Annotated in this window: 17 protein-coding genes; 9 read left to right on the forward strand and 8 right to left on the reverse strand. The window is 70.8% G+C overall.

Translation table 11 applies throughout. The features are described 5' to 3' along the window. Positions 1-5: 5 nt before the first annotated feature. Positions 6-1,025 (reverse strand): carbohydrate ABC transporter permease, encoded by a 1,020-nt coding sequence (locus tag ACZ52C_RS37740; protein WP_469079054.1) that lies wholly within the window; start codon positions 1,023-1,025, stop codon positions 6-8. Further along, positions 1,022-2,371, reverse strand: a complete 1,350-nt coding sequence (locus tag ACZ52C_RS37745) for an extracellular solute-binding protein (RefSeq protein ID WP_469079055.1) — start codon at positions 2,369-2,371, stop codon at positions 1,022-1,024. Before ACZ52C_RS37745 ends, ACZ52C_RS37740 begins: the two co-directional genes overlap by 4 nt. 632 nt (positions 2,372-3,003) lie before the next feature. Between ACZ52C_RS37745 and ACZ52C_RS37750 the strand changes: the two genes are divergently transcribed. The 6 genes from ACZ52C_RS37750 to ACZ52C_RS37775 all read left to right on the forward strand — a co-directional run bounded on the left by ACZ52C_RS37750 (position 3,004) and on the right by ACZ52C_RS37775 (position 12,118). After that, positions 3,004-4,017: a hydroxyacid dehydrogenase gene (locus ACZ52C_RS37750; RefSeq protein ID WP_469079056.1), complete on the forward strand. Its 1,014-nt coding sequence runs from the start codon at positions 3,004-3,006 to the stop codon at positions 4,015-4,017. A 418-nt stretch (positions 4,018-4,435) separates the two neighbouring features. Continuing rightward, positions 4,436-5,776: an ABC transporter substrate-binding protein gene (locus tag ACZ52C_RS37755; RefSeq protein ID WP_469079057.1), complete on the forward strand. Its 1,341-nt coding sequence runs from the start codon at positions 4,436-4,438 to the stop codon at positions 5,774-5,776. 11 nt (positions 5,777-5,787) lie between these two features. After that, complete coding sequence (locus ACZ52C_RS37760) at positions 5,788-6,672, forward strand: carbohydrate ABC transporter permease (protein WP_469079058.1); 885 nt, start codon at positions 5,788-5,790, stop codon at positions 6,670-6,672. Further along, the gene (locus tag ACZ52C_RS37765; RefSeq protein WP_469079059.1) at positions 6,672-7,616 is read left to right on the forward strand and encodes a carbohydrate ABC transporter permease; all 945 of its coding nucleotides are present in this window, start codon (positions 6,672-6,674) and stop codon (positions 7,614-7,616) included. The genes ACZ52C_RS37760 and ACZ52C_RS37765 overlap by 1 nt, the downstream gene beginning before the upstream one ends. Positions 7,617-7,636: 20 nt before the next feature. Then, positions 7,637-9,448 carry a glycoside hydrolase family 43 protein gene (locus ACZ52C_RS37770; protein ID WP_469079072.1) on the forward strand — a complete coding sequence of 604 codons (1,812 nt, stop codon included), beginning with the start codon at positions 7,637-7,639 and terminating at the stop codon, positions 9,446-9,448. Positions 9,449-9,697: 249 nt separating this feature from the next. Beyond that, the gene (locus ACZ52C_RS37775; protein ID WP_469079060.1) at positions 9,698-12,118 is read left to right on the forward strand and encodes a hypothetical protein; all 2,421 of its coding nucleotides are present in this window, start codon (positions 9,698-9,700) and stop codon (positions 12,116-12,118) included. 11 nt (positions 12,119-12,129) lie between these two features. On the opposite strand, the gene ACZ52C_RS37780 is transcribed toward ACZ52C_RS37775, so the two are convergent. Together ACZ52C_RS37780 and ACZ52C_RS37785 are read right to left on the reverse strand one after the other, a co-directional pair. Further along, entirely contained in the window at positions 12,130-14,529 is a 2,400-nt protein-coding gene (locus ACZ52C_RS37780) for a TCP-1/cpn60 chaperonin family protein (RefSeq protein ID WP_469079061.1), read from the reverse strand. Next, positions 14,526-15,542 carry a trypsin-like serine peptidase gene (locus ACZ52C_RS37785; RefSeq protein WP_469079062.1) on the reverse strand — a complete coding sequence of 339 codons (1,017 nt, stop codon included), beginning with the start codon at positions 15,540-15,542 and terminating at the stop codon, positions 14,526-14,528. The genes ACZ52C_RS37780 and ACZ52C_RS37785 overlap by 4 nt, the downstream gene beginning before the upstream one ends. A gap of 302 nt (positions 15,543-15,844) precedes the next feature. Between ACZ52C_RS37785 and ACZ52C_RS37790 the strand changes: the two genes are divergently transcribed. After that, positions 15,845-16,885, forward strand: coding sequence for a LacI family DNA-binding transcriptional regulator (locus tag ACZ52C_RS37790; protein ID WP_469079063.1), 1,041 nt, complete (start codon positions 15,845-15,847; stop codon positions 16,883-16,885). Positions 16,886-17,076: 191 nt separating this feature from the next. Then, entirely contained in the window at positions 17,077-19,173 is a 2,097-nt protein-coding gene (locus ACZ52C_RS37795; protein ID WP_469079064.1) for a sulfatase, read from the forward strand. Positions 19,174-19,619: 446 nt separating this feature from the next. Here ACZ52C_RS37795 and ACZ52C_RS37800 read toward each other — a convergent pair whose 3' ends face one another. The 4 genes from ACZ52C_RS37800 to ACZ52C_RS37815 form a co-directional block, all read right to left on the reverse strand. Further along, positions 19,620-21,251 carry an MFS transporter gene (locus ACZ52C_RS37800; protein ID WP_469079065.1) on the reverse strand — a complete coding sequence of 544 codons (1,632 nt, stop codon included), beginning with the start codon at positions 21,249-21,251 and terminating at the stop codon, positions 19,620-19,622. A gap of 86 nt (positions 21,252-21,337) precedes the next feature. Next, a complete protein-coding gene (locus ACZ52C_RS37805; RefSeq protein WP_469079066.1) occupies positions 21,338-22,345 on the reverse strand; it encodes an NAD(P)H-binding protein in 1,008 nt (335 codons plus the stop codon). Positions 22,346-22,577: 232 nt separating this feature from the next. Next, complete coding sequence (locus tag ACZ52C_RS37810) at positions 22,578-23,564, reverse strand: NAD(P)/FAD-dependent oxidoreductase (protein WP_469079073.1); 987 nt, start codon at positions 23,562-23,564, stop codon at positions 22,578-22,580. 68 nt (positions 23,565-23,632) lie between these two features. Next, entirely contained in the window at positions 23,633-24,568 is a 936-nt protein-coding gene (locus tag ACZ52C_RS37815) for an alpha/beta fold hydrolase (protein ID WP_469079067.1), read from the reverse strand. Positions 24,569-24,850: 282 nt separating this feature from the next. Between ACZ52C_RS37815 and ACZ52C_RS37820 the strand changes: the two genes are divergently transcribed. After that, a partial coding sequence (locus ACZ52C_RS37820) for a TetR family transcriptional regulator (RefSeq protein WP_469079074.1) occupies positions 24,851-24,966 on the forward strand: 116 nt, incomplete at its 3' end.

Raw genomic sequence — 24,966 nt, forward strand, 5'->3', positions numbered from 1 at the left:
GACGGTCACTTCTTCGCCTCCGGGTCGACGTTGTAGAACACCACGCCCGACGTGAACCGGAAGAGGAGACCGGTGACGACGAGGATCAGGACGAAGAGCACCCACAGCAGCGCGGAGGCGTAGCCGTAGCGGCCGAGCGCGAAGTACTCGGCGAACACATGCATCATGTACATGTAGTTGGACTGCGGGATCGCGGTGACGCCGCCCGTGGTGGGCTCGGCCGCCAGCAGCAGCGGCATCACGGTCTGCACCGAGGCGATCACCCCGGTCACCGTCTGGAACAGCAGCACCGGCGACAGCAGCGGCACGGTCACACTGCGGAACGTCCGCCAGGCACTCGCCCCGTCGATCCGGGCCGCCTCGTGCAGTTCACGGGGCACGTCCTGGAGCCCGGCCAGCGAGATGATCATGACGTTGCCGGCGGTCCACAGCACCGTCATCAGCAGCACATAGCGGGCGTACGGATCCGCGAGCCAGCCGAGGGCGTCGACGCCGAAGACGTTCAGCACCCCGTTGGCGGCGCCGGAGTTCTGGTCGAACAGCGTCTTGAAGGCGAGCCCGGCGCCCACCGGCGGTACGACGGCCGGCAGATAGAGCAGGGTGCGGAACAGGCCCCGGGCCCGGAGCGGCCGGTTGATCAGCACGGCGAGCCCGAGTCCGGCGACGATCGACAGCGGTACCGAGGTCAGCGCGAACAGCCCGGCGCGGCCGAGGGAGTCCCAGGTCACCGGATCGGCCAGCAGCTCGCGGTAGTTGGCGAGGCCGACGAACCGCCAGTGCGGCGAGATCCCGTCGTAGGTGGTGAGGCTCAGCCACAGCGCGTACGCCATCGGCACGACGGTGAGCAGCAGGAAGCCGATGATCCAGGGCGAGGCGAACAGGTAGAACGCCCGGTGCCTGCGGGTGGACATGGAGGGGGGCGGGCGGGTCCCGGCCCGGCCGGCCGGCCGGGTGGCGGCTGGGGGTGCCGTCCGGACCCCGGTCGTCCCGCGCCGCACCGCGGCGGTCGTGCGCTCGGCCGTCATCCGACCTGCTCCTTTCCGCGGTCGAGCTGTTCGTTGATGGTGGAGTTGAGGCGCCCGGCGAGGGTGTCGACGGAGATCTCGCCCTTCATCGCCGCCGGGGCCACCTGGTTGAAGAGGGCCTTGAAGCCCTCCGCCGTGATGTAGGGGGTGAAGGAGATCACCGAGAAGTGCTCCAGCTCTGCCTCCTGGGCCGCCAGCACCCGGCGCTGGTAGTCGTGTTCGGCCGGCATCAGCGGCCGCAGGGACTTCAGGCTCGGGATGCCCCAGCCGCCGCCCGCGCGGGCCTCGGCCGGGGCCTCGCCGAAGAACCACTCGAAGACCCGCCAGGCGGCGTCCTTGTTCCGTGCCTTCCTCGGCATCCAGAACCCGGTGCCGCCCTGGCAGGGGCTGACCCGGGCGCCGCCCGCGAAGACCGGGGCGGGGGCCAGCCGGGACACCTTCGCCAGCTTCTCGTCGGTGTTGATCATTCCGCCGAGCCAGTAGCCGCTGTTGGTCATGGCCATGCGGCCCGCCTGATAGGTGGGCCCGTCCCAGGCGTTGGGGTCGGGCTGGATCGCGCTCGGGCCCACCCTGGTCCGGCAGTAGTCGATGTACCAGCCCAGCGCCCTGCGGGCCTCCGGGGTGGTGAAGTCGATCCGGGCGAGGTCGTCGTGGAAGAGACTGCCGCCGGCGGCCGCCGTCAGGGTCGCGAGGTTGGTGGCCTCGTAGAGACCGTTGTAGCTGCCGCCGAAGACCAGGGTCCGGCCGTTCCGCCGCCGGGTGAGCCGCTGGGCGCGCTCCAGCCACTCCTCGTATGTGACCGGCTCGGAGGCGTGCGGATACGCGATGCCCGCCTCGTCGAAGTGCGCGGTGTTGTACCAGTACATGGAGTCCTGGGAGAAGTCCTTCACCATGCCGTAGCGCGGTCCCTTCCCCTGGGTGCGGCCGTCGTAGCGCCACAGGTCGTTGACCGGGTCGAGGTCGTCGGCCCTCAGCACGGAGCTGCCGGCGAAGTACGGGTCCAGTTCCTCGGCCACGTCACGCGCCGCGTAGTACGGCGTGTCCACGGCGCCCACGCCACGCACCAGATCCGGCGGGTTTCCGCTGGTCAGCATCGCGATCAGCTTGGTGATGTCGTACTTCACCGTGACGATGCGGATGCCGAGGTCACGCCGCGCCTGCCTGATCAGCTCCGGGGAGATGTCCTCGGCCTTCACCATCAGCGTGACGGTCTCGCCCGAGCCATCGGCACCGCCGGCCACGGGGAGCGCACAGCCGTTCAGGGCCGCCCCGCCGGCCGTGGCACCGGCCGCCGAGAGGGCGAGAAACCGACGGCGGCTCAGGGGGCCACCGGCAGGGGTACGCATGGACACCTCACCTTCACGAGCGGGAACCACCTCTCGGGGACAACCGGTTTCTATCGGTTAACGGGGCAGAGCTTGTTCCTGACCGCAAACCGCGTCAAGAGGCTCGACCAGTTTTCGAAAACTCCGCGTAACCCCTGGGACATGGCCGAATGCCGCCCCGGTTGGCGGTGATCCCCAGTCCGACCAGGGCGGATCCGCCGGATCGAGGGGTGGTTTCCGGTCGCATGCGAGGTCGGCCTCCGGCTCGCGATCCGTCACCTGGCGGGAACCGGTTGCCTTGCCGCCCGGACCTCTGATCCACTTCCGGAGCGCGCTCCTCGCGGCCCGGTTCAGCACCCGACTCGAAGGGGTAATCGATTACGGCCGGACGGGGACCTCAACGGCCTCTTCCGACACACAGTCACCTCTCGCCTGTCCAGAAACCGCCGAGATCGTCCGGCCACCCACCCCACACCCCACGCCACACCCCCACGACCAGCACAGATGCAGCCGATCTCAGGCGGCCTCCGGAGCACGACACCCGCATCACGACGATTGACCGGCCGTCGGACCCGGATCTACGGTAGAAGACGTTTTCTGGAACTGTTTCCCGCAGCAGTCCCTGAGTCCACCCCCTGCTCTCCAGGAGAGTCATGCCCAGCGCCCAGTCGACGCGAGCCGTGTTCGCCATGGATCCGGTGCATCTGCCCCTGCTCTTCCCGCCGCCGCTCATGGCACGGCTCCGGGAGGTGGTCGAGATCGATCCCGAGGTCGTGGTGCGGGACTTCACCGATCCGGCGGCCGCCTCCGCGCTGGCCGGCGCCGAGGTGCTGATCACCGGTTGGGGCTGCCCGCACCTCGACGCGGAGGTGCTGGCGGCGGCGCCCCGGCTGCGCGGCGTCCTGCACGCCGCCGGCTCGGTCCGCGCGCTGGTCGGCGAAGCCCTCTGGCAGCGCGGGGTGACCGTCTCCAGCGCGGTGGCCGGCAACGCGCTGCCGGTCGCCGAGTACACCCTGGCGATGATCCTGCTGGCCGGAAAGGACGCCTTCGACCAGCGCGAACGCTTCCGGCAGACCCACACCTACCCCTCCCCCGCCGAGACCGCCGCCATCGGCAACGTCGGCCGCCGGGTCGGCGTCATCGGCGCCTCGCGCGTCGGCCGCCGGCTCCTGGAACTGCTGAGGCCGTTCGACTTCGCCGTCTCGCTGTACGACCCGTACGTCGACACGGCCGGGGCCGCCGCGCTGGGCGCCCAGCCCATGGCCCTCGACGACCTGCTGCGGACCAGCGACATCGTCAGCCTGCACGCCCCCGACATCCCCGAGACCTACCGCATGCTCGACCGCGGCAGACTGGCGCTCATCCGGGACGGCGGCGTCCTCATCAACACCTCCCGGGGCGCCCTCGTCGACCCCGAGGCGCTCACCGACGAACTGCTCTCCGGCCGGCTCAGCGCGGTCCTGGACGTGACCGAACCCGAGCCGCTGCCGGTCGGCTCCCCGCTCTACCACCTCCCCAACGTCTTCCTCACCCCGCACATCGCCGGCTCCCTCGGCAACGAGCTGGAGCGGCTCGGCCGGACGGTCGTCGAGGAGCTGGAGCGTCTGGCCTCCGGACTGCCGCCGGCCCACGAGGTACGCCACACCGACCTGGCCCGGGTCGCCTGACCCGGCCCCCACGTACGGGTCGTACGGCAGCCCACGGGGCCGCCGGGGACGAGGAGCGACCACCCCACGCCGTCTCCCGTTGCGTAAACGTTTTCGCGTATCCGGGCCACGTGATGCCCTCCCTCACTGCGGCCGAACGCCAGGCCGTCGCGCACCTGACCTGCACACTCACCGTCACCCGACGGCCACCGGACGACAGCTTCCGGCAACCCCGTCGACCATCCGGCGTAACAATTTGCCGTCGCGCTCTTGCGTGAGCCGAGCAGGCGACCTACGTTTCACAGCAACCGTTTACTACACGTTCCGCAGGGGTCCCGAGACCCGAGCTGACGGTCCGCCTCGCTCGTAGTCGCCCCACCGAGCCGCCCCTCGCTCCCCCACTTCCGCGATCGTCTACGTCTCGAAGGATGACCGTTCGATGAACTCCAGCAGCCCCCGGAGAAGGTTCGCCCGCATCGCCGTCGCGAGTGTGGCGCTGACAGGCCTGCTCGCCGCGTGCGGCGGTTCGGACTCGGGTGACGACGGTTCCTCCGGCGCAACCGGCCCGGTCACGCTCCCCTTCTGGGGCTGGGCCAACGGCCAGGAGGCCCTCGTCAAGTCGTTCAACGCCGCCCACAAGGACGTCCAGCTCAAGTACACCAAGGTCACCGACCAGCTGACCATGCAGAAGCAGCTCAGCAACGCGGTGAAGGCGGGCAACGCCCCCTGTCTGGTGCAGAACACCGCCGAGTACGTGACGACCTGGGTGTCGCAGGGCGCGCTCGCCGACATCACCGAGTACGTCGGGTCGAGCGCGGACAAGTTCAACGCCGGCGCGTGGGCCGGTGTCCAGGTGCAGGGCAAGGTCTACGGCGTGCCCACCAGCTCGGCGCCGGCCTTCACGATCTACCGCACCGACGTGTTCCAGAAGTACGGGCTGAAGGCACCTGCCACCTGGGACGACTTCATAGCCGCCGGCAAGGTCCTGAAGAAGCACGGCATCCACATCACCAACTACGCCGGTGAGGACCCGAGCACCCTGGAGGTGCTGGCCATGCAGGCCGGCGCCCACTGGTACGCCATCGACGGCGACTCCTGGAAGGTGAACTTCCAGGACGAAGGGAGCCTGAAGGCGGCCGACGTGATCCAGCAGATCATCGACGGCGGCCTCAACTCCAAGCTCTCCTTCGCCGACTACGCGGCCGTGCAGCGCAACTACGACAAGGGCGGCACGGTCACCCGGCAGATCTCCACCTGGCAGATGGCCGGCATGGTGCAGAACTTCACCGACTCCTTCGGCAAGTGGGCGCTCTCGCCGTGGCCGACCTACCAGGGGGAGGCCGCGAAGACTCCGGCCGGCACCAACCAGAGCGGTGGCATGAACCTGGTCACCGAGAGTTGCGCGCACAAGAAGCAGGCGGCGGAGGCGGCACTGTGGCTGTCCACCGACCCCGGCGCGGTGAAGTCGATGGCGAGCCCGGAGACCGGTAGCGGTGTGATGCCGGGTCTGGCCGACAGCGACTCGTTCGTGGCGGAGGCGATCTCCGAGAAGCTGCTCGGCGACAACTACGAACCGGCCGAGAAGATCGTCACGGACAGCCTGGGCACCGTGACCACCGACTGGGTCTACGGCCCCAACTGGACCGCCATGTTCACCGAGTTGCAGAGCGAGTGGGGCAAGGTGGTCAGCAAGGAGCAGAAGGTCACCGACCTGCTCGCCCACATGCAGGAGTGGACGGTCAAGGACCTGAAGTCACGCGGCATCAACGTCAAGGGCTGAGGCATCTTTCGATGATTCGCTCCCAGCGCTGGAAGGGTGCCGCGTTCACGGTGCCCTTCCAGCTCGGATTCGTCTTCCTCTATCTGCTGCCCATCGCGTACGCCGTCTACGAGTCGCTGTTCCAGGAGAAACGGTCCGGGCTCGGCCTCGGGGGCGCGACCCGGGAGTTCACCGGGCTCGACAACTACCAACTGGGGCTGTCCGACTCGGCGTTCATGGGCTCGATCCTGCGGGTGGTGCTGTTCGCCTGCGTGCAGATCCCGTTCATGCTGCTGGTCAGCCTGGTCCTGGCGCTGTTCCTGGACGCGCTCACCGCGAAGGCCGCGAACCGGTTCCGGATCGTGCTGCTGGTGCCGTACATGATCCCCGGCGTGGTCGCGGCGATCGTGTGGATCAATCTGTACAGCCCCGCCGTCGGGCCGCTGACGCCGATGGGTGACTTCCTCGGGTTCGACTGGAACTTCTTCGCGCCCTCCATGGTGTGGCCGTCCATCGGCAATCTGCTCACCTGGCACGGCATCGGCTACAACATGGTGATCATCTACTCGGCGCTCCAGGGCGTGCCCCGCGAGTTGTTCGAGGCGGCCCGTCTCGACGGCGCCTCCGAGACCCGGATCGCGCTGAGCATCAAGATCCCGTTCGTACGGGCCGCGTTGGTCCTGACCGGTCTGCTGTCGATCATCCAGATGCTGCAGCTCTTCAACGAGCCGGCGCTGTTCCGGAACATCACCCCCGAGACCGTCGACGGCAGCTTCACCCCCATCATGATCATCTACAACCAGGCGTTCAACGCGGGCAACTACCAGTACGCCGCCGCCCTGTCGGTGCTCCTCGCCCTGATCCTCGGCGCCGCCTCCCTCGTCTTCTACCGGCTGACCTCGAAGGAGGTCGACTGATGGCCACGACCACCACCGACTCCCCCAGCACATCGGCGAAGTCGGCCGCGTCAGGGAAGTCCGGGCCGCCTCCCGTACGGCGGATCGCCGGCCCCGACCCCGCCTCGCGCGGGCGCGGCGGCCAGCGTTTCATCCTGCTCGGCCTGATCCTGGCCAGCGTCTACAGCCTGTTCCCCGTGTGGTGGCTGATCGTCGCCGCCACGAAGGACCAGGTCGGGCTGTACCAGAGCAACGGCCTGTGGTTCTCCGGCATGCACCTGTGGGACAACCTGCATCAGCTGTTCACCTACGAGGACGGCATCTTCCTGCGGTGGACCGCCAACTCGTTCCTGTACGCCGGTGTCGGCTCCCTCGGCGGCACGCTCATCGCCCTGGCGACCGGTTACGGGCTGGCCCGCTTCGACTTCCCCGGCCGGGGCGTGGTCTTCGGGGCCGTGGTGGGCTCCTTCCTCATCCCCATCGCCCTGCTCACGCTCCCGCTGTATCTGATGTTCTCGAAGATCGGCCTGGTCGACACTCCCTGGGCGATGCTGATCCCCTGCCTGATCAACCCCTTCAGCGTGTATCTGGCGAAGGTCTACACCGAGGCGACGATCCCCTTCGAACTGCTGGAGGCGGCCCGGATCGACGGCGCCGGCGAGCTGCGGATCTTCTTCAGCATCGTGCTGCGGATGATGACCACGGGCGGTGCGACGGTCTTCCTGCTGGCCTTCGTCAACACCTGGAACGCCTTCTTCCTGCCCCTCACCGTCCTGCGCGGCGAGGAGAACTGGACCCTCAACCTCGGCCTCTACAACTGGTCGGGCAAGCGTGCCGAGTCCGGCATCGACGTGACCAGCCTCGTCCTGACGGGCGCGCTCCTGTCCATCGTCCCGCTGGCGATCATGATGACGGCGATGCGCCGCTACTGGCGCACGGGCGTCACCCTGGGGGCGCTCAAGTGACCGCCGACGCCGAGCGGGCCGTGACCGTGGCCCGCAATCCGGTCATCCGTGGCTTCGCGCCCGACCCCTCCCTGATCAGGGTCGGCGAGTGGTACTACGTGGCCACCAGTTCGTTCGAGTGGTTCCCGACGATCCCCCTGCACCGCTCCAGGGATCTGGCGCACTGGGAGTACGCCGGTCATGTGCGCGGCGCGGCCCCCGGCGGCTCGCTGCGCGGGGTCCCCGACTCGGCGGGCATCTGGGCGCCCTCGCTGAGCTGGGACGGCGAGCGCTTCTGGGTGGTCTACACGGTCGTGCGGTCGGTCGGTACGCGCTACTTCGACCTGGACACGTACGTCAGCACGGCGGCGACGGTGGACGGTGAGTGGACCGCTCCGCGGCGGGTCGCCAGCCATGGCTTCGACCCCGCCCTGTTCCACCACGAGGGCCGGCTCTGGCTGCTCAACATGCAGAGCGACCACCGTCCCGGCGGCGAGCGGTTCGCCGGGATCGTCCTGACGGAGCTGGACCGCACCACGCTTCGGTCCGTCGGCCACACTCATCTGCTGCTCCAGCACGACCGGTTGATCGAGGGTCCGAAGCTCCTGATCCGCGACGGCTGGTTCTATCTGGTCCTCGCCGAGGGCGGCACCGGGGTCGAGCACGGGGTCCGGGTGGCGCGCAGCCGCGCGCTCACCGGGCCGTACGTACTCGACGACGTGCCCCTGCTGACGACGCGGGACGACCCGAAGGTGCCGTTGCAGAAGGCCGGACACGCCGAACTGGTCCGGACCCCGACGGGCGAGTGGTTCCTGAGCCACCTCACCGCCCGCCCCCTCCACACCGACCGGGGCATCCGCTGCACGCTGGGCCGCGAGACCGCGATCCAGGCGGTGACCTGGGACGCGCAGGGCTGGCCCCGGCTGCGGCAGGGGGGTTGGCACCCGGAGGTGGAGGTGAGGATACCGGCCGCGAGTGCGCCTGCGGCTGGGGCTGCGGCGGTGACTGCGGCTCCGGCTGGGGCTGGGGCTGCGGCGGTGACTGCGGCTCCGGCTGGGGCTGGGGCTGGGGCGGTGACTGCGGCTCCGGCTGGGGCTCCGGCTTCGGCTTCGACCTCCGCTGCGGCTGCGGCGACTGCTCCGGCTTCAACTCCGGCCCCCGCTCCGACCCCCGCTCCGGCTGCAACTCCCGCTCCGGCTGTGGCTTCGGCTTCCGTTGCGGCCTCCGCTGCCATTGCCTGGCCCTGGAGCACTCTGCGGGCCGAGGCGGATGTCTCGTGGGTCGACACGGGTGCCCGTCCCGGCTGGATACGGCTGCGGGGCCGGCAGGGGCCCGAGTCGCTGTGGGACCAGAGTGTGTTGGCGCAGCGGCTCACCGAGCACCGGGCGGAGGTGGAGGTCACCCTGGAGGCCCGGCCGCGCACCTTCGGCGAGGCGGCGGGCCTGACCCTGCGGTACAACACCGCGTCCTACCTCAGCCTCGACCTGACCTGGGCCGAGCCCGAGGGCGAACGGCAGCGCGGCCAGCAGTGGCGGGGCGAGGGCCGTACGGTGCTCAGTCTCCTGGAGCGCGACGAGGACGGTGCCCGGCAGATGGCCGTCGTCGAGGTCGAACCGGGCCGGCCGATCACCCTGGGGGCGAGCATCGACGGCACGGAGGCCCGCTTCTGGTACCTCAGCGACGGCCTGCGCACCCCCATAGGCCCGCCCCTCGACTTCACCCACCTCTCCGACGACTACGGCTCCAGGCTCCGCTTCACCGGCACCCTGGCCGGCATCCACGCCCAGGACCTGGTCGCGGCGGAGTTCACGGCCGACTTCAGCGGGTTCCGGTTGGTGTGCGGGGCGGAGTGACAGGCGGGGACGCGGGTACGGGGGTTCCTCGTGGGCGCTTCCCCGAGCGCGCCCACGCAGCGCAGGTGTAGGCAAGACGGACCCCACCTCCCCACCTCGGCCGTGATGCTCAGCCGCTTGTCATACAACTGCCGTAGGTGTGTACGTCACAGATGCCCGAGAGGCGGACAACGCCTTGATATCGCCAGTAGTGTCCTTGGGGCGTCTCCGCAGCCCACCGGCGGGACGAAGCGGGAGGCACCGGCAGACATGGAACTGTTGCTCGTCCTGGTCCTCGGGGTCGGGGGCCTGCTTCTGCTGGGGCGCCTGCTGGGCTGGGGCCGGGACGGTCACCTCACCGACCAGCGGCGCGCGGAGCTGCTGGAGCGGCTCCAGGCCTCCGTGCGGCGCGACTGGGCGGCGGAGGCCGACAAGCGCGGCCTCACTCCCGACCCGGGGCGGCCCCGGCTGCTGCACACCCAGTGGGCGCCCGCCCCGCCCCGGCTGTCGGACGGCCGGACCCGCGGACTCACCGGCAGCACGGCGGACATGGCCGGACTCGTCGAGTCCTTCACCGCGCTCGCCCCGCAGCGGCTGGTGGTCGTCGGGCCCGCCGGTTCGGGCAAGTCGACGTTGCTCCTGCTGTTCCTGCTGGAGCTGTGCCGAGTGCGCGAGCAGAACCCGAGCCCGGCGGGAGCCGTCGATCCCGTCCCCGTCCTGTTCTCGCTGAGTTCCTACGATCCACGCCGGTACGAGCTGTTGGACTGGCTGGCCGGGCGGCTGGCCGCCGAGTATCCGGAGGTGGGTTCCGCGGGGTCCGCCCGCGATCTGCTGCGCACGGGTCATGTGCTGCCCTGCCTCGACGGGCTCGACGAGATTCCGCGACAGCGGCTCGTGCGCGTGCTGGGCCGGATCCGCCGAGCGTTCTCCGGCGACCTGCCGGTGATCCTCGCCTGCCGCACCGAAGCCTACGAGCGTGCTCTGAGCAGCGGCCCGGTGCTGTACGGGGCGTCGGTCACCGAGGCGCGCGAACTGGCCTTCCCCCATGTCATGGCGTACCTGCGGGACAGTCTGGGACGCGGGGGGCCGGGCCGCGAGCAATGGGCCGACCTCTTCGACCGGTTGGAGCACGGCTGGGGCGTGCTGGAGGACGAGGTGCGTGCGGCGCGGACACGGGCCGCCCCGCTGGACGGGCCGAGCTGGTCCCTGCTCACGCCCGGGGCCGCGGCCGGTCAGGTCGCCGCCGCCCAGGTGGGCAGGCGCTGGACCGTGCAGGTGGAGGCGGCGGCTCTCACCGGTTCGGCCCGGGAGGCCAGCCCCCAGCTGCTGGCGGCACTCGGCGAGGCATTGGCCTCACCCCTGACGGCGACTCTCTTCACCGACTTGTACAGTCACGCGGACACGGACGAGGAGACACCGTTCGTCAGGCTGCTGCGGTCCGACCCGGCCGAGGTGCGCACCACGATCCTGGACAACGCGGTGCGGGTCCTCTTCGACCACCGTCTGGCACCCGACGTATGGCCGGAGGCCCGGCGGCATCTGTCCTTCCTGGCCCACCATCTGGAGAGCCGCGACCGGACCGACCTGGCTTGGTGGGAGTTGAGCGGGGCGCTCCACCACGCCGTCTACGGCCTGCTTCTCGGGCTGCTGGCGGCGGTGGCCGGCGGGGTCGCCACCGCGTCCGCCGTGAACGCGAGCACCGGCGCGCAGGCGGCGCTCCAGCTGGGCGTGGCGGGTCTGGTCGGCGGGATGCTCCTGTCCTGGTGGGGGCCGGACCGGGTGGCGGCGTGGCTGGACCGCTCTCTCCACGCGCTCGCCGCGTCGGCGAGGTCCGCTCCGGACGAGCCGGGAAGCGGCCCGGCGGAACCGCGCTTCGGGCGGACCTCCACGGCTCTCGCCGTCGGGGTACCGATGGGCGGAGCCATCGGATTTCTCGCCGCCCTCACGGAAGGGCCCGCTGTCGGGTTCCTCGTCGCCATCATCTTCGGTCTGATCGTCGGCGTTCCCGCCGGGCTGCTCGGTGCGGGCGGGCCGGTGCGCGGGCCACGCTGGTTCCGCCGGGGTACCGGGTTCCTCCGCCGGATCGGAGGCGGGACGGCGATCGGTCTCGGAGCCGGAGCCGTCCTCGGGCTGCTGTACTGGGCTTCGTACCGGGCCACCAGCTCGCCGGCCTCGTCGAACTGGGAGCGGCTCAACCGGCCCACCTATGTGCTGGCCGCGATGCTCGCCTTCGCACTGCCGGGGCTGCTCCTGGGGGCCCTGTCGGGCTTCCTGAAGTGGCTCCAGGCACCGGCTCCCGCCGACGACGCCACGTCACCGAGAATCCTGTTGCGAGGGGACCGGAGGCTGGTCGCGGGGTGGGGGCTGGTGATCGCGGGCCTGTTCGGCCTGGGCATGGCCTGGGTCATGGCGACCTTCCCGTACGCGCCCGGACAGGTCGTCGAGGGCACCGTGCTCTTCGTGGTCCTGACGCTGTGGGTGCCCATCGCCGTCCGTACCTGGCCCCGTTACCTCGTCGCGCGGGCCTGGCTGTGGCTGCGCGGCGACCTGCCCCGCGATCTCATGGGGTTCCTGGAACACGCCCACCGGGTGTCGGCGCTGCGGCAGGTGGGCGGTGTCTACCAGTTCCGGCACAAGGACGTGCAGGAACACCTCAGCCGGGTCTACGCCGACGCGAGGGCCCGGCCGTAGCCGACGAGGCGTCAGGCGGTGTCGAGGAAGACCACCAGGGCCTTCGCCGCCGTCTCCAGGGCGAGATCCAGGATCTCGACGGCGTCCCGTGGGCCGTCCCCGTCCGGGCCGTTTCCGTCCGGGCCCTCCCCGTCGAGGTCGGCCCCGTGCGGACGGACTCCGTCGAGGTCGTCCCCATACGGTCGGTCTCCGTCGAGGTCGGCGAACGGCCGCTCGCGGGCGAGTCGACCGGGATCGGGCTCGGCGCACAGCCGTTCGATCTCGACCGGGTCGACCCCGGCTCGCGACGCCAGCAGCCGGAACGGAGCGGCGAGCGCGGCCCGTACGACGTCCGTGCCGGCCGACCCGGAATCGGACGGGAGCGCTGCACGGACACAGAGCAGCGCGTGTCCGCCGCCGGGCACGGTGCCCGAGCGCAGCGCGGCCTGGGCCGCCCGGGCGGCCCGCTGCGCGGCGGCCGCACGCGGTGCCAGTTCATCGGCCGTCTCCGCGCCGACGGCGAGGGTCACGGCGCGCGAGGTCAGCCAGGCGAGTTGTTCGTCCAGGGCCTCCCGTTCCTCGTCGGAGTCGGCCATGGCGCGCCGCGCGGGAGCGGCGGCGATCCATCGGTCCAGTACCGCCGGATCCCGTTGGCCGCCCACGAGTACCGTCTCCCGCGCGGAGACCAGCGCCAGGTCGATGCGGCCCAGGACGTCGAACCAGGCGGTGCCCGGGAGCACTTGGGAGTCCTCGGTGAGGGCGGTGGCCCCGGTCAGCAGAGCCAGCGCGCGCAGCCGGTGGTGGCGGTTCGCGACGGAGGCGACGCGGACGACCGTCGGCACGGGACCGTCCGCCGGGTCGCCCAGCGCACGCAGCAGATCGGCTCGGGGATCAGAGGTGTCGGCGGTGGTCAGGATCAGCAGCGGACTGCCCTCGGCACCGATCCGGCCGCGCAGCCTGGCGAATGCCTCCCCGTCGCCCGTCACACAGTCGAGCAGCAGGACGTACGGCCGCACGAGCCGGATCCGGCGCGTCCAGGGATCGGCTCCCGCGACGGTGGTGTACGGGAACGCGTGTCCGGCCGGCAACCGCAGGCCCTGGCGGACGACGGGCGTCTCGACCGTGCGGGTCACACCGGGCTCACAGACGAGGATGCCGTTCGGACCCGCCAGCGACGCGGCGGCCGAGACGGCGTCGGCCAGGTGCCGGTCCGCGGTCGCCGCGCGGGTGACGGCGCCGAGTCGGGTGCAGGGTTCGACGAGGCCGGACAACGCCTCACGGGCCCGTGCCAGCGCCTCGACCGCACCGCGGGCGACCTCTCTTGGGTCGGCGCCCGCCGTACAGCGGTCGGCGGCCTCCCGGATCAGGGCCGCGGCCAGCACGGCCGCGGTGGCCGCCCCGTCCCCGGCGGTCCTGTCCATCGCCCGGGCGGCCTCCACGACCGGCTCGACGCCGAGGGCGCGTCGTGGGTCGGCCGTCCGGAAGTGCTCGGCCGTCTCCCGGGCGTCGGCCGCGCGCACGGGCTCTCCGTCGAGGCCGACCGCGGTCGCGCGCGCGGGCCAGGGGCCGAGCAGGGCACCCATGGCCCCACCGACAGCCGTGGCACCGGCTGCGGCGGGGTACTGCGGCCGGGCGTGGTGCCGCAGCGCGTCGAGGGCGCGGCGCAGCAACGCGGCATGCGGTCCGGCCAGGACGCGTTCGGCGATGAGGCGGGTCGGGACGGCCTCGTTCTCGTTGCCCCGGTAGCCGTGGTGCAGGGCCACGAGGCGGCCGTCGCCGGTGACGACGGGGCTGCCCGAGGAGCCTTCGAGCGTGTTCGCGCCCTGGTACCGGAGGCGCCGGCCGTCCGCGCTGAGACGTTCCCGTCTGCTGCGCCCGTGGTCGGGGTCCGACCGCAGGGAGTGGTGGAACACGTTCAGGGTGCCGCTGCCGAAGGTGTACTCGTCCGGGGACAGCCCGTAGTAGCCCCTCGGCCGCCGGACGCCGACCGGGTCCAGCACGTCGGGCGGGTGCCGCTCCAGCCGGACGAGGGCGAAGTCGAGGCCGTCCTCCTCGGTGGGTACGCCGTCCGGCACCGGGTCGTCCATGGCGGGTGGACTGGAGTCGAGCAGCGCGGCCAGCGCGATCCGCACACCGTGCCGCGCGAGGGGGTGCCCCGTGTCGGCACCGTGGTCGAAGACAGCCACCATTCCGCTCACCGGTTCGGCGCCGCACGCCCCGAGGCCGAGCCGTACGGCGTGTCCCGCGGTGAGCAGGAGGCCGGGCCCGACCAGGAATCCGGTGGCCACCGGGACCCCACGGTGCTCCAGCCGGGCGACCTGCTGCTCGGCCTCGGTGAGAATCGCCTTGGACTGCTGGACCGACTGCATTCCGGAGGTGGGCTCGGTGATGGCCTGGAGCCCGGCGTCCGGAGCGGGCCGCGCCCCGTTCACGAAGCGCGCTCGCGCACGAGCCGGGCCACGTCCCGGGCGCGCACCGCGTAGTTGCGCTTCTTCGGCAGGCCCGCGAAGTGCAGGCCCAGTGCCTGGCCCGTGTCCAGGTCGACGACGACGGATCCGGAGTTGCCGCCGAGTGTCGTCGCGTCGTGGTGGATCCAGCGCTCACCCTGGAACGAGATGAGCTGCCCGGGTGCCATCCGCTTGCACTCGAAGATGCCGTCGAAGATCCGCAGCCGGTCCTCGGGGTCGTCGTGCCGGCCGGTGTCGGGGTAGCCGACGACTCCCACCCAACGCCCCAGGGTCAGACCGTCGTCACCGCTCGTCAGGGGGATCGGCGCGGGCAGGGACTCGCCCTCCTCGCCCTTGGGGGCGACGCGCAGCAGGGCGGCGTCGCACGGTGACGAGTCCGGTTCGATCCAGACCACTTCGGTCACCTTGAACCGGGACTCCTGCTGCCGGCCGTGCTCGTGGTACCAGTCGACATAGGCGTGCACCCGCGCCATGGGGCTCGCCCGGAACGCGAAGCCGCCCTGGCTCGGCTCCGCGAACTCCCGCGCCACGTGGCGATTGGTGACGAGGAGTCCTTCCGCCACCATCCACGCGGTTCCCACCCAGTCCAGGCGGTGGTTGCGCAGATCGACCCTCCCGACGCTGGGCAGGACGCCGCCCAGCCGGTCCCGGGCGGCCTTCACCCGGGCGGCGACCACCTGGCTCTCCGCGCGGCCGTCGGGTGCGTCCGCGTTCGCCGCCACGGTGTCGCGCTGGACCAGGTAGACGGGGCGGCCGAACCGTCTGACGATCGCCTCCAAGCCGCTGTCGTCGCGCTGCCACGTGCCCTCGATCATCCGCTGGACGCCGGCGGCGGCCCGGTCCACGCTCAGGAGGCCCTCCAGCCCTCCCACGCTCTCCAGGCCCCCCGAGGCCGCGTACGCGTCCCTGATCTCCTCGAAGCGGTCGAGGAATTCGTCTCTCACCTCAGTGTCGGCGAAGATCTGCGTGTAGAGCATGTGGAACTCCCCCTGGTGCCGGACCGGTCGGACAGCCACGCTACTGGCCGAGGGAGCGCGCTATGTCCCGTTCGCTCCCGACGGTCCAGCGTGCGGCATGAACGCCCCGACAGGCCCCGGCTTGTTCGAGGTTTCGAAAGTTTTGGCTGAGGCGGTCCTCTGAATCCCCGCTTCTTCCCGCCGTGTTGAGTTGGGCTTAACGTAGGAAGCGCTTGCTACGCGGCTCGGGATCCGGTCGTGTGCGGAGCGCTGTTCGAAAATTTCACCGGCCCTCGGGACGGGCCCTGAGAGGTGGAGTCGCGATGGTGCGTGGCGGGAGCGCGACGGCCGGGCCGACGCTGGCGGTGGTGGCACGCGAGGCCGGGGTGTCCGTGCCCACGGCCTCGAAGGTCGTCAACGGCCGGGAGGACGTGGCCCCCGAGACGAGGCGCCGGGTCACCGAGGCGTTGGACCGGCTCGGCTATGTCCGCAGACCCCGGTTCGAGGCGTCGAAGCCGCCGCGCATGGTCGACCTGGTGGTGCACTCCCTGGAGAGCTCCTGGTCGGGCGCCGTCCTGCACGGCGTCGAACAGGCCGCCCACGACGCCGGCCTGGAGGTCGTCGTCTCGGCCGGCCTCACCCGTACCCGGGGCGCCCGCCCCGAACGCGGCTGGTTCGACAAGCTGACCGCCCGCGGCTCGGCCGGCGTCCTGTTCAACCTGGCCGAACTCTCCCCCGCCCAGTACTCCTGGCTCACCCAGCACCGCATCCCGTTCGTGCTGATCGACCCGGTGCTGGAGCCCCCGCCCGGCGTGGTGTCCGTGGGCGCGGCCAACTGGCAGGGCGGGACGACGGCCACCGACCACCTGCTGTCCCTGGGGCACGAACGGATCGCCGTGATCGCCGGGTACCGGCGCAAGATGTGCAGCAGCGCCCGGGTCGCGGGCTACCGCTCGGCGCTGACGGCCGCGGGCATCCCGTACCGGCCGGAGTACGTCCGCTACGGCAACTTCATGGAGGCCGCCGCCCGGCACCGCATGCTCCAGCTGCTCGACCTCCCCGAGCCGCCGACCGCCGTGTTCGTCTGCTCGGACAAGATGGCCCTCGGGGTCTACGAGGCGCTGGCCGAGCGGGGGCTGCGGGTGCCGGACGACATCAGCGTGGTCGGTTTCGACGACCTTCCCGAGGCCCGCTGGACGACGCCCGGCCTGACCACGGTCCGTCAGCCGCTCTCGGAGATGGCCCAGACCGCGCTACGGCTGCTGGTGCGGATGATGGAGGGCGACCGGCCGGAGGGCACGCGCACCGAGTTGTCGACGCGGCTGGTGGAGCGGGCCAGCACGGGGGCGCCGCGCTCGGCGTGAGCCGGTGGGGCCGGGTGCGCCGGGGTTCGGTGAACTGGTTGCGGAGGACCTGAGTTCGGGTGAACGGTTGGCGTCGTGGGACCGTACGCATAGGGATGTCCCCTCGGGTGTCCCGGCGGTCCCGCGGCCCCCGGCCCACTCCGCACCACCAGCACTGAGCTCCACATGCTCCACAGGGAAGGACCTTCGGGTTGTCGCACATACGCTCTCCACAGCTTCCCGGACCGACTCCGACACCGGACGACGACAAGGCCCCGAAGGACGTCGCCCCTCCGCAACGGGACGCGGTCGTGGAGACCGAGCAGGAGGAACCGGGTGGGGGAACGCCCGAGGCCGAGGCCGCGACGGAGAGACCCGAGGAGCGCACGTCCGGCGCCGGGGCCGGGGCCCAGGTGACGAAGCCGGAGGCGGAAACGGCCGAGACCGAGCCGGAGTCGAAGCCGGAGCCGGAGAAGTCCGAGGAGCCCACCCCGGACCCCGAAGCGGCCGCTCCCGAACCCCCGTCGGGCCGGGAGCCCGATGCCGAGCCCGAGCCCGATCCCGAGGCCAAGTCGGAGCCCGAGCCGCATTCCGAGGCCAAGCCCGAGCGCGACCCCGAACCCCAGCTCACCGCATCCGCCTCCCCCTCCCCCGGCTGGCGTTCGCGGCATCCGCGGGTCGCGCGTGGGGGCGCCTGGGCCGGGACCGGACTGGCTCTCCTGCTCGTGCTGTTCGCGCTCGTCGTGCCGAACGACATCACGGAGCTGGACCCCGGCAGGTTCCTGCGGATCCCGGCGGAGGGCATCCTCGCGGCGGGTCTGCTGCTCGTACTGCCCGCGAGGGCGCGGCGGATCGCGGTCGTGGTGGTCGGCGTGGTGCTCGGTCTGCTGACGATCGTCAAGGCTCTGGACATGGGGTCGTACTGGACCCTGGACCGGCCGTTCGACCTGGTGCTGGACTGGATCCTGCTGGACGACGCGCAGTCGTTCATGAAGGACTCGCTCGGTGGGGCGGCCGCCCAGGCCGCGACCGTCGGCGTGATCGTGCTCGCGCTGGCGCTGCCCGTGCTGATGACGCTCGCGGTCGTACGGCTGAGCCGGCTGATGGTGCGCAACCGGCACACGACGAGCCGTACGCTCCTCGTCCTCGGCACCGCGTGGATCACCTGCTCGACGCTGACGCTGGAGATATCCGACGTCCCCGTCGCCTCGCACAGCGCGGCCACCCTTGTGGAGAACCGGATCGAGGCGGTCAGCGAAGGCCTGAAGGACGGCGAGGCGTTCCGTAAGCAGGCCGCGGTGGACGCCTTCGCCGACGTACCGCCCGACCAGCTGCTGACGGGACTGCGCGGCAAGGACGTACTGATCACGTTCATCGAGAGCTACGGCCGTTCCGCGATCGACGACCCGCGGATGGGCGAACCGCTCGGTGAGACCCTCGCGCAGAAGACGCAGGAGCTGAAGGACGCCGGATACGCCTCGCGGAGCGGCTGGCTGCGCTCCCCCATCACGGGCGCCGGCAGCTGGCTCGGGCACTCCACCTTCCTGTCCGGTCTGTGGATCAAGAACCAGTCGCGGTACAACAACCTCGTCGCGAGCGACCGGCTCACCCTCACCGAGGCGTTCCGCCGCACGGGCGCCTGGCGCACGGTCGGTATCGTGCCGGGCACCCAGATGGCGTGGCCCGAGGGCAAGTACTTCGGCCTGGACCACATCTACGACTCCGACCAACTGGGCTATCAGGGGCCGAAGTTCAGCTGGTCCACCATGCCCGACCAGTACACGCTGAAGGCCTTCCGGGAGCTGGAGCACGGCAGGAAGGGCCGGGAGCCGATGATGGCGGAGATCATCCTGACCTCCAGCCACAACCCGTGGGCGCCGATCCCGAGCACGATCCCCGAGAAGGAGATCGGCGACGGCTCGGTCTACCACTCCCTCCAGAAGGCCGAAGGCAAGGACCCGACGGAGGTCTGGAAGGATCCGCTCGCCGTCCGGGACGAGTACCGCAAGTCCATCCAGTACTCGGTGACCAGCATCGTCGACTTCGTCGCGAAGTACGGCTCCGAGGACACCGTGCTGGTCTTCCTCGGCGACCACCAGCCCAACAAGACGGTCACCGGCGACAATCCGAGCCACGACGTGCCGGTGTCGATCGTCGCGAAGGACCCCGAGGTGCTGGAGAAGATCGCCGACTGGGGCTGGACGGACGGGCTCAAGCCCGCCGACTCCACGCCGACATGGCGGATGGACAAGTTCCGTGACCGCTTCATGACGGCGTTCGGGCCGCAGCAGCCCGGCGGTACGTCCTGAGCCCCCGGGAAAGGCACCGAATGCAAGCCGACTTCCCGGTGTGACGCCGTGCGAGCTCCGGGACCAACATCTCCTGCCGGCCCAGCTGCTTCTCGAAGTGCCGGGCGCGCAGTGACGGCGTGTCCACCACCCTGGAGATGCCCTGCTTTCCTGTGCTGATTCGAGCATGACCGTCGTCGCAGGGCGGCGTCTGCGGCGACCGCAGCTGTCACCTCACGGCCCTTGGCCTCCGGGCCGCCCCGAGGAGAGCCTCGGGGCGGCCCGGAGGCCGAGGGGTGAGGTGTTCCGGCAGAGGATCCGCGTGGACCGTGGACCACGCCCGCGCCCTGCGCGTCTCGCGCCGCCGGGCTCCTGCCCGACGCACCCGGCGGGCGATCCGGCGCAGGTGGTGCCCGTCGCTCCGGCGGGCGCGTCCCGGGCGATCCAGTGGACGCCCCGTCGGCGATCTAGCGGGTGGCCCCGGTGTGCTCCCGCACAGTCGCCGCCTCGCTCGCAGACGTCCCGGCCCCCGGCTCGGCGTTCTTCTCGGCGAACCCGCGCCGGCCCGGCAGGACCGCGAGGACGATCAGGGTTCCGGCGGCCATGATGATGCCGCCGATGAGGCTGGTCTGGGCGACTCCATGGGCGAAGGCCTGGTGGACGGCGTCCACGGCGGCCTGGGCCTGCTGGGGCCCGGCGGAGGGATCCTGCGCGACCCGCTCCGCGACGGCCAGGCCGGCGCCGACCGAGTCCTTGGCGATCTCCATCGCCTCGCCCGGGAGCCGGTTGCCCACCAGATCGGTCAGCTCGTCCCGGTAGGCCGTGCCCAGCAGTGAGCCCAGCACCGCGATGCCCAGCGCTCCGCCCAGCTCCAGCGCGGTGTCGTTGACACCGCCGGCGACGCCCAGCTCGGACTCGGGGAAAGAGCCCATGATCGTGTCGGTCGCCGGGGAGATGGCCAGTCCGAGCGCGAGGCCCAGCATCATCATCGGTGCCAGGAGGTCCCCGTACGTCGACCCCTTGTCGATCTGGGTGAGCAGGAACATGCCCGCCGTGCCGATGGCCAGGCCGGTCACGACCATCGCCTTCACCCCCAGCTTCGGGGTGAGCATCCCGGTCGCCGCGGACCCGATGAACACCGCACCGGCCAGCGGCAGCAGCCGTACACCCGTATCCAGGGAGCCGTAGCCGAGGACGAACTGCAGGAACTGCGTCACGTAGTAGATCACGGCGAACATACCGAAGAAGAAGAACAGCACCGCGAGCATCGAGCCGCTGAAGGGCCGCAGCGCGAACTTTCGGACGTTCAGCATCGGCTGCGGGTGCCTCAGCTCCCAGGCGACGAAGACGGCCAGACCGGCACCGGCGACCACGGCGGCGGTGACGGGGCCGACGCCCCAGCCGGAGTGCGGGCCCTCGATGGCGGCGTAGATCAGGGAGCCGACGGTGACGATCGACAGCAGACCGCCGACGTAGTCGATCCGGCCCATGCCCTCCGCCTTGGACGGCGGCACCAGGGCGAGCGCGCCGAACACGCCGAGGAGGGCGATCGGCACGTTGATCAGGAAGGTCGAGCCCCAGGCGTGGTCCTCAAGCAGCCAGCCGGAGACCAGCGGGCCGACGGCTACCGCCAGCCCGGAGGTCGCGGCCCAGGCGGTGATGGCCTTGGTCCGCTCGCTCCGGGGGAACGTGGCGACGACCAGGGACAGCGTGGCCGGCATCACGACCGCGGCACCGACACCCATGATCGCGCGTGCCACGATGACCAGCGAGGTCTCGTCGACCACGCTTCCCATCACCGAACCGCCGGCGAAGATCAGCAGCCCCAGCACCAGCGCGCCGCGCCGGCTGTACTTGTCGCCGATCGCGCCCAGCACCAACATCAGCGCCGCGTACGGGACGGTGTAGCTGTCGACGACCCACTGCAGATCACTGCTGCTCAGGCCCAGGTCGGTGGTCATGTCGGGGGCGGCGACGATCAGCGACGTGTTCGCCATCACCGTGATCAGCAGGCTCAGGCACAGCACGAGCAGCGCCCACCAGCGCCGCGCGTACGGCCCGGTCATCTTCTCCACGGGGGTGTTTGCAAGGAAGGGCATCAGTAGCTCCTGAAAGGGGGACGGATCGGACGAGCGGAATCACTCAAGTTGGCCTCCGGGTGGCGTCATGTGTTGCTCCGGAGCGCTCAGTGGCTCGGGGAAACCGCCAGTTCGCGCAGGCGGGCGTTGTTCTGCAGCGACCACCGCACGGTCCGCGGGGGGCGCCCGAGCAGGGTTTCCAGTTGGCCGGAGAGGACGTCGTACCGCCCGCCGGCGACCAGCCTGGCCTGGATCCTCAGGTGTGCCGCCACGTGCCTGGCCGCAGCCGGATCGCGCAGGGCCTCCTGCAGGACGGTCTCGTCCACGAAGGCCTCGTTCCAGGCCTCCACTTCCTCAGGGATGTAGACGACCTGGCGTCCCAGCGCGGCCGCGTAGTCCTCAGCGAACCCGTACATGTCCTTCAGCTCCGGGCCGGTGAGCGCGTAGGACTTCGAGATGTGCGGTGCGGGGTCGACCAGAATCTTCACGCACACCTCTGCCAGGTCGTGAACGGCGATGGGCGCGAGCCGCTGGTTGCCGTAGGGCAGGCGCAGTTCACCGTTGCCCAGCGGGCCCAGTTGCATCCAGGTCAGGTGGGGGGACTCGGCGAACATGGTCGCGCGCACGTTGACGGTCGGGATGCCGGACCAGTCCAGCACCCGCTCGCAGACCCAGTGAGCCCGCTGCTGCGGTGACCAGTCCGTGACCAGTCCGCCGAGCCAGGAACGCCGCTCCTCATCCGGCGTGGTCATCTTCTCGAGCGTCATGTACGACTGCTCGTAGTTGGACAGGTGCACGAAGGCCTCGACGTCGCCCTGGGCTCGCGCCGCCGCGGCCATCACGGTGAGGGCATCGGCGTAGTACGGCGCCGCGCTCATGCTGAAGTAGATGCGCTTGACACCCTTCAGCGCGGCGGCCACGTCCGCGAGTTTGAGCAGGTCGCCGACGAAGACCTCGGCCCCGGCCTCGCGCAGCGACTGCGCGCGTTCGTCGTCCCGTCGCACGAACGCGCGCACCGGGTGGCCCTGTTCGAGCAGCATGTCGACCATCACGCTGCTCACGCCACCGACTTGGCCGCCGACGCCGGTGATCAGAATGGGATTGCGTTCCGTCATTGTTGTGTCCTCCGTCTGGTGGGGGTGGGTCGGCCGTTCAGGAAGCCGAGGAGGTGGAGTCGTCGAGGCGGGCGAGGACGTCGAGGAATGTGGCGTTGACCTCGCGGGACTTCCTGCTGCCTGCTTGCGGGCATGACTGAGAGCCGTCTGGAAACTGATCAGTTTCCAGACGGGAAATCAGATCGGTTTCCTCACCGATGAAGGTGAGGCGGGTGGGTGGCGGGCTGAGGTCTCAGGGCTTCTGGAGGGCCGCGTCGGTGTCCGCGATGGCCAGCATCCTGTTGATGTCGGCGCCGGCCAGTGCGCCGGCCGCCGCGGAGGCCCCGACCTGGGCGACCAGATCGGTGGCGTTGCCGGCCACCCACACACCCGGCACCTCGGTGGCGCCGGCCGTGCCGGAGGCGAAACCGCGGCCCGTCGGCAGGTCCTGCACCGGCAGGCCCAGACCTTCCAGGCCCTGGGTGCGGGCCTGCATCGGCGAGGCGACCGCGACGACGCGGCGGGCCACGACCTGGCCGTCGGCCAGGCGCACCCCGGCAAGGGCACCGTCCTCGTCGTTGACGACCTCGGTGACCGGGGTGTCGATGACGCGGATGCCGCGGGCGGCGAAGCGGGCGCGGCTGTCCTCGTCCAGGTCGGTGCCGTGGGTGAAGTAGGTCAGGTCCTCGGTCAGCTGGCGGAACAGATACGCGTGGTTGATGGAGGCGGGGCCGGTGGCGAGGATGCCGATGGGCTCGTCGCGCACCTCCCAGCCGTGGCAGTAGGGGCAGTGCACGACACTGTGTCCCCAGTGCTCGGTGAGTCCGGGCACCTGTGGCAGCACGTCCTTCAGGCCCGTGGCCACCAGGATGCGGCGGGCGGTGATGTGGCGGCCGTCGGCCAGGGTGACGGTGAACCGCAGGTCCCCGTCCGCCGACGGGGCGGCGGACTCGGCCGAGACCACCTCGCCGGACACGACGCGTCCGCCGTACTGGCGCACCTGCTCCCGGCCCCGTCGGAGGATCTCGGACGGCGGGGTGCCGTCCAGGGCGAGCAGGCCGTGCACGGCCTGCGCGGGTGCGTTGCGCGGAGAACCACTGTCGATCACGACGACCGAGCGGCGGGAGCGGGCGAGGATCAGCGCACCGTTCAGCCCCGCGGCGCCCCCGCCGATCACCACCGCGTCGACGGTCCCCTCGGCCAGCGCGTCGCTCTCGTACGCAGGAGCCGTCACAGTCATGGCCTCCTGCCTTTCCTTGTCAGTCATGGTTCGGTCGACCCTTCGAGTTCTGGATGGCGGGAGGGGGGTCAGCTGTTCAGGAAGCCCAGGATGTGGTCGGCGACCGTCTTGGCCTGTTCGACGTGCGGGAAGTGCCCCACGCCAGGTACGACGATGCGTTCGAAGCCGTTCGTGAACAGGTCGTCCATGCCGTCGCTCAACTCCACGGATATGCAGTTGTCGTCGGCCCCGTGGAGGTAGAGCGACGGGACGGTGATGGCACCGAGCACCCGGGCTTGCAGGGCCTGGGCCGCCTCGTCCGCGGGGGGTGTGAACAACTGGCGGTAGTAGCCCAGGATCTCGGTCACGACTCCTGGAGCGCGGAGGGTTTCCTTGAGCGCGGCCCGCTCCGCCTCCGGCAGCTCGTAGCCGGGCGACCATTCCCGCCAGAGCCGGTCGATGAAGGCGAAGTCGTCGAGCTCGACGGCCGCCTCCGCCATGGCAGTCTGGAAGAAGAACATGTACCAGCTGCGTCGCTGCTGGTCACCGTCAGTGACCAAGGCGGGCAGCAGTTGGCGGCCAGGGGGAACCGACATACCGACCAGCTTGCGGACACGCCTCGCGTCGAGCCTCGCTGCCGCGTACGCCGCCGCGGCTCCGAAGTCGTGGCCGATGAGATCCGCCTGCTCGCGCCCGAGCGCTTCGATCAGGGTCAGGACGTCCTGGCCGGTCGAGGCAATGTTGTAGGAGCCGTCGGGGGCCGCGCCGCCGGGCCAGTATCCGCGCTGTGCGGGCGCGACCGCCCAGTACCCCTCCTGCGCGAGGCGGTCGAGGATCCCTGTCCAGCCGGCGGCATGGTCGGGAAACCCGTGGAGGAGCACAACGAGCGGCCCGCTGCCGGCCTCAAGGATCGGAACCTCCAGCCCGCCTGCCTGAACCGTCCGATGACGGACGCGGTCGCTCGCCCGGGACCCCCTGGCCGGGGAGTCCTCGCCGGAGGGCGGTCGCTGGGTCACCTGTGTCATGAGTTCCACCTCCAAGCCGCCTTCGCGGCGTCGCGGTCCGGCAAGCCCGGACCAAGTAGCAAGTGCGGCGTAGGTGATCGCGTACGCGCTGAGCACCCAGCTCAGGTTCGACCGCGAGGACTCGTGGACACCGCGGCCGATGGCATGGGTCGCTCTCGATCGCGCCAGGCGGGCACGCAGCCTGTCCGGTAGGCTCAGCACCGTTGTTTACTGAACAGTCCGAAACCTAGATGGTTCTGTACTGGGTTGTCAAATACAGCGGGTCGGCCTTACCTTCGATACATGGCCAGACCACGAAGCTTCGACCGCGACCACGTCCTGCATGCCGCGGAGCGGCAGTTCCGCGCTTCCGGCTACAACGGCACGAGCGTCGACGACATCAGCGCCGCCACCGGCCT

The sequence above is a fragment of the Streptomyces sp. NPDC034049 genome (assembly GCF_055575575.1).